The following is a 2335-nucleotide window of genomic DNA, read 5'->3' as shown; positions in this document are numbered from 1 at the left end:
GGGGAGAGGACGCCGCGCGGGGGGAGACCTGAACGGTCGGCGCGCGTGCCTCCCCCGGCCCCGGGGGGAGGCACGCCGGGTGGGGCTCAACCGGCGTCGAAGAGCCGGCGCATCGCGCACCGCAGGTCGGTGACATCGCGCACCGGGCGGGGGAAGTCGAACCGGGCGTCGAAGCCGTTCGGCCTTCCGCCCGGGCACCTCCCGCTCCAGAACCGCACCCGCAGTCCGAAGCGGTCCAGCGCGAGCGGGGCGATCCGTCCCCGCCGGGCCCATTCGGCGGTCGCCGGATCCAACAGGCGACACAGCCCGAGCAGTTGCTCGTGGTGGGCGCCGGCGAGGTGCTGGAGCAGTTCCGCCTCGTGGCGTGCCAGTGGGTCGGTGCGGGCGGCGCGGAACTCCTCCGCGTCCACGTGTTCGGCCCCCCACAGATCGTCGGTGTACGCCTCCCCGACCTCCAGCACCAGCGCGGTCGGCCCGCCGTGTTCCCCGGCGGTCGTCTCCCCGGGCGTTCCGGTGCCCCGGTCCGGGCGGGACCCGGTGGTCAGTCGGCTCGCGCGGACGGCCTCCTCGGTCGAGGGGACCCGCAGCCACCCGGCCACCCACCCCCGCCCGCGGATGCGGTGGGGGACGGCGACCGGTGCCACGTCGGTGATTTCCATCACACAGGTGAGGGTTCCGTCGCTCCGCCGCGCGGTCGCCGACGCGGCGGTCGAATTACCCTCCACCAGCAGGAATACGGTACCGTCGGTGTCCACGGCGCGGATCTCGGAACGGCTGTGACCGCCCTCGTCGGAGGTCGGCCCCGGGATCACGAGCCTGGCCGATGCGCTTGAATCGGTCATTGTGCGCACGCGTTCGGCGGCCGAAGGTCGTCGGGTGTCGTCCACCGCGGGGCGCGGCTGACCCGTCTTGGGGCTCCCGGTACGAGACATGTGCACTCCTGAAACTAAGGTAAGGCTAACCTAAGCTACACGGAGGTTCCTCCGACGTGAACCAGTCGCGTCCCAAGGTCAAGAAGTCGCGGGCGCTCGGCGTCGCCCTGACCCCCAAGGCGGTCAAGTACTTCGAGAAGCGTCCCTACCCGCCGGGTGTCCACGGTCGGGGTCGCAAGCAGACCAGTGACTACAAGGTCCGTCTGCTCGAGAAGCAGCGGCTGCGCGCGCAGTACGACATCAGCGAGCGACAGCTGGCCCGTGCCTACGACCGCGCTCGGAAGGTCGAGGGCAAGACGGGTGAGGCACTCATCGTCGAGCTCGAGCGCCGTCTGGACGCGCTCGTCCTGCGGGCCGGTCTGGCCCGCACCATCTACCAGTCCCGCCAGATGGTGGTCCACGGCCACATCGAGGTGAACGGCCGGAAGGTGGACCGACCCTCCTACATCGTCCGTCCGGACGACGTGGTGCGGGTCCGCGAGCGCAGCCGCGAGAAGACCCCCTTCCAGGTCGCCCGTGAGGGCGGTTGGGCCGGTGACGGCGAGACCCCGCGCTACCTGCAGGTCAACCTGCAGGCGCTGGCGTTCCGCCTCGACCGCGACCCGCTGCGCAAGGAGATCCCGGTCATCTGCGACGAGCAGATGGTCGTCGAGTACTACGCCCGCTGATCTTCTCCCGTCGCCCCTCGGGTGACGGGAGCGGACGGGTGCCCCGGCCCCGTCGGACGGACCACGAGTCCGCCCGGCGGGGCCGTCCCGTTTCCCGGGGCGGCACGAGGGCCGGCGGTGCTCCGGCGGGCCGTACACTGCGGGGGACGCCGGCCGGACGCCGCGCCCGATGACCGGTGCGGTCCGATGGACCCGGCGCGATAGGCTCGGGGGCCCGCCCCGGTGCCCGGTGGCGGGGTCGGGAACCGGGACGGTCCTCCCGGCCGGCCCGGGGGCCGTGTTACGGCGGGAACACCCGAAACGTCCCCCGGACCGGAGCCGGGGAACGCCGGGGCGACAGAGAGAAGCCGAGAGAAACGGTGCGAACGTGTCCGGTGGAGAGGTGGCCGGCCTCCTGGTGGCGGTCTTCTGGGCCATTCTGGTGTCCTTCCTCGCCGTCGCGCTGGCCCGGCTCGCCGTCACCCTGCGGGCGGCCGGCCGCCTGGTGGAGGAGCTGACCGACCGGGTGGTCCCCCTGCTGGGCGAGGCCACCGACACGGTGCGCTCCGCCCAGACCCAACTGGACAGGGTGGACGCCATCGCCGGTGACATCCGGGAGGTCACCGCCAACGCCTCCGCGCTCTCCACCACCGTCTCGTCGACCTTCGGCGGGCCCCTCGTGAAGGTCGCGGCCTTCGGCTACGGAGTCCGTCGCGCCCTGGCCCGCCGCCGCACCACCGGGGATCCCGCCTCGAC

3 protein-coding genes are annotated in these 2335 nt (G+C 72.8%); 2 read left to right on the top strand and 1 reads right to left on the bottom strand.

Going from position 1 to position 2335, the window contains the following annotated elements; translation table 11 throughout:
- Positions 1 to 86: 86 nt before the first annotated feature.
- On the bottom strand, positions 87 to 842 hold the full coding sequence (locus tag FNQ90_RS20025) for a DUF2470 domain-containing protein (RefSeq protein WP_182607635.1): 756 nt from the start codon (positions 840 to 842) through the stop codon (positions 87 to 89).
- A 146-nt stretch (positions 843 to 988) separates the two neighbouring features.
- Here FNQ90_RS20025 and rpsD point away from each other — a divergent pair, with 146 nt between their 5' ends.
- Positions 989 to 1600 (top strand): 30S ribosomal protein S4, encoded by a 612-nt coding sequence (gene rpsD, locus FNQ90_RS20020; RefSeq protein ID WP_182607634.1) that lies wholly within the window; start codon positions 989 to 991, stop codon positions 1598 to 1600.
- A 367-nt stretch (positions 1601 to 1967) separates the two neighbouring features.
- Positions 1968 to 2335: DUF948 domain-containing protein (locus tag FNQ90_RS20015; RefSeq protein ID WP_182607633.1), on the top strand; the 368-nt coding region annotated here is incomplete at its 3' end.

This window comes from Streptomyces alkaliphilus (assembly GCF_014141535.1).
GTDB classification, from domain to species: domain Bacteria; phylum Actinomycetota; class Actinomycetes; order Streptomycetales; family Streptomycetaceae; genus Streptomyces; species Streptomyces alkaliphilus.
The sequence above is the reverse complement of the archived record's forward strand: the minus strand, read 5'-3'. Positions and strand labels throughout refer to the sequence as shown.

What these genes read in the sequence shown, in the direction of transcription:
- FNQ90_RS20025 (WP_182607635.1), bottom strand. Translation starts at nt 842, where the DNA reads ATGACCGATTCAAGCGCATCGGCCAGGCTCGTGATCCCGGGGCCGACC.